Below are 6,722 nucleotides of genomic sequence, written 5' to 3' on the forward strand. Positions count from 1 at the left end.
ATTATATTTTATAATTGAATTGCAAGGTAAAAAATAAATGGAAATTAGGAGGATAATTTCATGAAAGGAGTAAATACTAATTTATTACATGGATATCCTGTAATAGATGATTATACTGGTGCAGCATCAATTCCTAAATATCAAGTTACTACATTTGATCAAAAAGAAGGATATAAAGATTGTGGTAAGTATTCGTATAGTCGTTTCGGGAATCCAACGATATTAGCATTGGAAGCAGCTGTTGCTAATTTACATAAAGCGAGATTTGGTTTTGCTTTCGCTTCAGGTATGTCAGCAATAACGACTGTATTGATGCTATTGAATTGTGGGGAACATATAATATTACCCAAAGATGTTTATGGAGGAACATTCCAATTTAGTTCAAAAATTTTGAAAAAATATGGAATAGAAGTTAGTTTTATTAATTATCAAAATTTAGAAGAATTAGAAGCTACTATTAAAGATAATACTACAATGATTTATATCGAAACTCCATCTAATCCTTTGTTAAAGGTATCAGATATTAAGGCGATAGTAGAAATTGCTAAGAAACATAATATAAAAACTGTTGCGGACAATACTTTTATGACAGCTTTATATCAAAAGCCTTTAGATTTAGGATGTGATATAGTAATAGAGAGTTTAACTAAATTTGTTAACGGTCATAGTGATGTTACAGCTGGTTGTGCAGTTACGAATAATGAGGAAATCGCCAATGAAATTTGTTTGTTACAAAAGAATTTCGGTGGTATTTTAGGGGTAGAAGATGCCTGGTTAATCTTACGAGGAATGAAAACTATGGGATTACGAATGGAGAAATCTGTAGAGAATGCGAAAATTCTTACTAAGTTCTTAGAAACTCAAGATAAAATTAAAAAGGTATACTATCCTAATCTTACAAGTTGTAAATTTTATGATATTCATACAGAACAGGCTAGCTCAGGAGGGGCTGTTTTCTCGTTTGAATTTTTCGAACAAGATGATTTGAAAACATTTCTTAAAAAAATCAAAATTCCGATTTATGCAATTAGCTTGGGAGGGGTAGAATCTATAATTTCTCATCCAGCAACTATGTCTCACGCATGCATGAGTGAAGAAGAAAGGTTAGCTCAAGGAGTTACACAAACTTTATTAAGATTTTCTTGTGGAGTAGAAGACTCAGAAGACTTAATCGAAGATTTAAAACAAGCGTTAAATAATTAATATAAAAATGATAATATAAATAAAGGAGATTTATTAAATGAAAATAACAGAAGTAAATACACCAAAAGCGCCAAAAGCAGTAGGACCATACGTACAAGCTAATAAAGTAGGAAATCTAATTTTCTGTTCAGGACAATTAGGTATTAATCCTGAAACTGGAAAGATTGTTGAAGGTGGAGTTATCGAGGAAGCTAAACAAGTTTTCAAAAATATTGAAGCAGTATTAGAAGAAGCTGGAAGCTCTATGAACCATGTAGTGAAATCATTAGTATTATTAAAAGATATTGCTGATTTTGCTGAAGTGAATAAAGTTTATGCAGAGCAATTTAACGATGTGCTTCCTGCTAGATCAGCATTTCAAGTAGCGGCACTACCACTAGGTGGTAATATAGAAATAGAAGTTATCGCTGTAGAAAAATAAAGTTATTTTATAGAGTTAGGTGCTAGAATTTTCTCATGAGTTAAATCTGTAAATAAAAAGAATCAAGGATACAATTTGCTATCCTTGATTTTTTGCATTATAACTTGCTATTGCAGCATCTATTTCTTCATTTGTAAAGTTAGAAATATCACCTTTTAGCTCATTTTCTATTATACTTCTGCTTATTGATCCCTCTTGAGTATATCGGATTGTATTGTAAGTTTCTGGAACTTGCTGACCGATAATTTGTGGGTGGATTTTTGTATTAGGTATAGAAGATGTCTTTTTAGAGTCAGTTGAAGTTTGTTTTCCAGTAGTGCTTCCTTTATTTTCAGATGATTTTTCATTTTTAGAATCTTCTTTATTGCCTAATTCCTTTTTCTCTTCTTCTTTCTTAGTAATATTAGTTTTGTGATCTTGTTCTAATTCTGAAGTTTCTGAATTTGAAAGTTTATCTTTTAACGCACTGTATTTAAATTCATATTTTGCTAAAATTGTTTTCACTTGATCCGCATAGTTAGGAGAAGTTGAGTCTAATTTTAAAATTTCGATAAGAGCATTATCGTAGTTTTCTAACTGTTCTTCTAAGTAAGTGATAGCCTTAGTAAAAGTGTGACCTGTATTAAGCTTTTTAGCATGTTTTAGATGATCGTGTGCTTCTTCAATATTAGCATTGTTTAACGCTGTATCAATTTTTACTAATTCACTAGCGATGTTAATTTCGTTATCTATATTTCTTAATGTTTCTTTTGCTTTTTCAGTAGTTAGTGTCTCAAGACCTTTTAAACCAGAATTGAAATCATGAGAATCATTTATTAATGATATATATTTTGAATGTTCTTCTTTAAAATTTTTATTTTCTGAAGTAAGATAGTAATATGTTCCTCCTACTAAGAAAAAAATCGCTAATATAGGCATTAAAATAGAGATTATTTTTTTCATAAAGAGCTACGCTCCTTTCTTTAATGTCTTTAACTATAATTAATTGTATAATGTTAAGAAAAAAAAATCAAGTGAATTAAATTATAAGTAATTAAATTAACTACGTGAAATATGTATATAAAAGGAGTATAAAGTTATATTATGGTGAAATAATTAGTGACTGTTAATGTTGAATTTTGTAGAAAAATAATCTAATAAATATAGGTAAATATACTGTTTAAAAATAAAAAGTATAATAATTTCTTGACAAGGATATAAGTTTGGTATAATATATTTAAAAGAACCGTGACAAAATATAGTAAAAAGAATTTTACTTTATGTTTTAATTGAAAGAGAGTTTAATCCTTAGGCTGAAAGATTAAATATTAATGATTAAAGTAAAGAACACTTTTTGTAAAATTTAATAAATAGAAAATAAGGTATCGGTATTCTGATATGAATTAGGGTGGCACCACGAAGTATGTTATCGTCCCATGTAGTTTAAAGCTATGTGGGGCGATTTTTAATTTATATTGGATGCACAGGATGATTAAAAATCGAAAGGAGAAAGAAATGGTAATTAGTATGCCAAGAGGGACTCAAGATATACTACCAGAAGAAAGTGTTAAATGGCAGTATATTGAAGGGAAACTAAGAGAGATTAGTAAAAACTTCTGTTATGAAGAAATAAGAACACCTATGTTTGAATCAACAGAATTATTCAGCCGAGGTGTTGGAGATACAACAGATATAGTTCAAAAAGAAATGTATACTTTTATGGACAAAGGGAATAGATCTTTAACGTTAAGACCAGAAGGTACAGCTGGAACAGTTCGTTCATATATTGAAAATAAACTTTTCGCTAAAACTATTCAACCACAAAAATTATACTATGTTGGACCGATGTTTAGATATGAAAGAAAACAAAAAGGTCGTTATCGTCAATTTGTTCAATATGGTGTTGAGGTAATCGGTGAGGAAAGCCCAAAAATCGATGCTGAAGTTATTAGCTTAGCTTATAACATTTATAAAATGTTAGGCATTGAAAATATTAAAGTTAGTATCAACTCTTTAGGAAATCCAGAAGAAAGACAAGCCTACAATGAAGCATTAGTTAAGCATTTTGAACCTAGAATAAATGAATTCTGTGAGGATTGTAATAATAGACTTTATAAAAATCCTATGAGAATATTGGATTGTAAAGTTGATGCTGAACATGAGCTTATTAAATCTGCACCAAGATTATTAGAATACTTAGGTGAAGAATCTAAACAATACTTTGCAGAAGTGCTTAAACACTTAGATGCGCTAGGTGTAAAATATGAAATTGACCATAATTTAGTTCGAGGATTAGATTACTATACTCATACTGCATTTGAGATTATGATAGATAATCCGGAAGTCGAATTAAAAACACTTTGTGGTGGTGGTCGTTATAATGGTTTGATTAGACTGTTAGATGGGCCTGAAGATAAAAAAGGTATTGGTTTTGCACTAAGTATTGAGAGACTATTATTAGCACTCGAAAGTGAAAATATTGAATTACCTATAGATGATACAATCGATGTTTTTGTGGTAGCTATGGGTGAAGATGCTTCTAATGCTGGAGTTAAACTTACTAATGATTTAAGATTAGCTGGGTACAGTGTACAAAATGATTATTTTGATAAGAAAATGAAAGCACAAATGAAAATTGCTGATAGATATAATGCAAAATATTCTATAATAATTGGACAAAGTGAGCTAGAAAGTGGGGCACTTGTCGTAAAAGATATGAAATCATTTGAACAAGAAACAATTAAATTAGAAGATATAGTTGATTACTTACAAGAAAAATTGAGAGGAGAAAAATAATGAGCGCATACGGAAGAACGGAATACGCTGGGCGTATAGATGAAAAATATGTAGGAAAGAAAGTAACATTAAAAGGTTGGGTTAGTAAACGTCGGGACCTTGGTAACTTAATCTTTATCGATGTTAGAGATAGAATGGGTGTTGTTCAATGTGTATTCTCAGGGGAAAAAAATGCAGAACTACATGAACTAGCAGGAACTTTAAGAAACGAATTCGTAGTTTCTATTGAAGGGGAAGTAGTATTAAGAAATGAATCTACAGTAAATGAGAAAATTACTTCAGGTAAAGTAGAAGTTATTGCTGATAAATTAGAAATTTTATCGAAAGCAAAAACATTACCATTCGTATTAGATGATGCAAGTTTATCAAGTGAAGAATTACGTCTAAAATATCGTTACCTTGACTTAAGAAGAACGGAACTTGCTGAAGTATTACAATTACGTTCAAAAATTACTAAAGCAACAAGAGATTACTTAGATAACAACATGTTTGTTGATGTTGAAACACCAATTTTAACTAAATCTACTCCAGAAGGAGCACGTGACTACTTAGTACCAAGTAGGGTTCACCCAGGTGAATTCTATGCTTTACCACAATCACCACAATTATTTAAGCAATTATTAATGGTTGCAGGATTTGACAGATACTATCAAGTAGCTCGTTGTTTCCGTGATGAAGACTTACGTGCAGATAGACAACCAGATTTTACACAAATCGATATGGAAATGAGCTTTATGTCACAAGAAGAAATTCTTACTATGATAGAAGGTTTAATTGCACATGTAATGAAAGAAGTTAAAGGAATCGATGTAGTATTACCGTTCCCAAGACTTGACTATGAAGAAGCAATGGAAAGATTTGGTAGTGATAAACCAGATACTCGTTTTGGAATGGAATTAAAAGATGTTAGTGATCTTGTTAAAAACTTAGACTTCAAAGTGTTCTCAAATGCAGTAGAACAAGGTGGAGCTGTAAAATGTATCGTAGCTAAAGGATGTGCAGAGCAATATTCTCGTAAAGATATTGATGCATTAGGAAAATATGTTGCAAACTATGGAGCTAAAGGATTAGCTTGGGTTAAAGTAACAGAAGAAGGATTAAATGGGGCAATTGCTAAATTCTTTACAGATGAAGTAGCTCAAGAATTGGTAGCTCGTGTAGATGCAGAAGTTGGAGATATTATCTTATTTGCTGCGGACAGTAAAAAAGTATGTTACGCATCATTAGGGGCACTACGTCAAAAATTAGCAGCTGATTTAGATTTAATCGACAAGGATAAATATAACTATCTATGGGTAGTAAACTGGCCTCTATTAGAGTATGATGAAGAAAAAGGTCGTTACAGTGCAGCTCATCACCCATTCACTATGCCAAAAGTAGAAGATGTAGAACTATTAGAAACTGCACCAGAAAAAGCATATGCACAGGCATATGATATAGTACTAAATGGTTATGAGTTAGGTGGAGGAAGTATCCGTATCTATGATAAAGAAGTGCAATCATCAATGTTTAAAGCATTAGGATTTACTCAAGAACAAGCTCAAGAACAATTTGGATTCTTATTAGATGCATTTGAATATGGAGTACCACCACACGGAGGATGTGCATTAGGATTAGACAGATTTGTTATGCTATTAGCGGGACGTGACAACTTACGTGATACAATAGCATTCCCTAAAACTGCAAATGCAGCAGATCCAATGACTCAAGCTCCATCACCAGTAGATTTAGAGCAATTATTAGAGCTAAATATCTCTTTATTAAGAAAATAGTATACTAATAGAAAGACTTAAACTGAGGAAAAAACAAACTTTTCCTCAGTTTTTTTAAAAAATGTATTGACATAATAAAAGACTGATGATAGAATAGTAGAAGTCTTCTCAAGAAGAAGACGAACAATATAAGATTTCTAATAATTAAATGTTAAGAAAATATAAAAAAGTTCTTGACAAAATAAAAAAGAAATGATAAACTTATAAAAGTCTTGAAGAGAGACAACATCAATTATTTCAACGAAGTAAACGGTTAAAAAGTTTTAAAAAAATAAAAAAACTTCTTGACAAACATTCGAAGAAATGATAAAATAGTTAAGTCTTCCGATGAAGACAAAAAAACATTTTTAAAAAAAATTTTAAAAAAGACTTGACAAAGAATTTTAAAAATGTTAAAATATAAAAGTTGTTAATCGCAACGATTTGAACATTGAAAACTAAACGAATTAAGTCAACGTTAATTCCAAAAAAGGACAGTTTTAAAAAGAAACTATAAAACTTTTTAATGAGCTAATCAAGCTAACAAATTTATTTGGAGAGTTTGATCCTGG

Annotated in this window: 5 protein-coding genes; 4 read left to right on the forward strand and 1 reads right to left on the reverse strand. The window is 30.5% G+C overall.

Annotated elements, in window-relative coordinates; translation table 11 throughout:
* The first annotated feature begins 60 nt into the window (after nucleotides 1-60).
* Together O5Y44_RS05070 and O5Y44_RS05075 are read left to right on the forward strand one after the other, a co-directional pair.
* On the forward strand, nucleotides 61-1,203 hold the full coding sequence (locus O5Y44_RS05070) for a trans-sulfuration enzyme family protein (RefSeq protein ID WP_271965525.1): 1,143 nt from the start codon (nucleotides 61-63) through the stop codon (nucleotides 1,201-1,203).
* Between the two features lie 37 nt (nucleotides 1,204-1,240).
* Nucleotides 1,241-1,624, forward strand: coding sequence for a RidA family protein (locus tag O5Y44_RS05075; RefSeq protein ID WP_003147859.1), 384 nt, complete (start codon nucleotides 1,241-1,243; stop codon nucleotides 1,622-1,624).
* Nucleotides 1,625-1,702: 78 nt separating this feature from the next.
* Here O5Y44_RS05075 and O5Y44_RS05080 read toward each other — a convergent pair whose 3' ends face one another.
* Nucleotides 1,703-2,566, reverse strand: a complete 864-nt coding sequence (locus tag O5Y44_RS05080) for a hypothetical protein (protein WP_271986674.1) — start codon at nucleotides 2,564-2,566, stop codon at nucleotides 1,703-1,705.
* A gap of 552 nt (nucleotides 2,567-3,118) precedes the next feature.
* On the opposite strand from O5Y44_RS05080, the gene hisS reads away from it, so the two are divergent.
* Entirely contained in the window at nucleotides 3,119-4,399 is a 1,281-nt protein-coding gene (hisS, locus tag O5Y44_RS05085) for a histidine--tRNA ligase (protein ID WP_316447093.1), read from the forward strand.
* Nucleotides 4,399-6,171 carry an aspartate--tRNA ligase gene (aspS, locus tag O5Y44_RS05090; RefSeq protein ID WP_316447092.1) on the forward strand — a complete coding sequence of 591 codons (1,773 nt, stop codon included), beginning with the start codon at nucleotides 4,399-4,401 and terminating at the stop codon, nucleotides 6,169-6,171. The genes hisS and aspS overlap by 1 nt, the downstream gene beginning before the upstream one ends.
* Nucleotides 6,172-6,722: the final 551 nt, after the last annotated feature.

The sequence above is a fragment of the Gemella sp. 27098_8_155 genome (assembly GCF_041433725.1).
GTDB classification, from domain to species: domain Bacteria; phylum Bacillota; class Bacilli; order Staphylococcales; family Gemellaceae; genus Gemella; species Gemella haemolysans_D.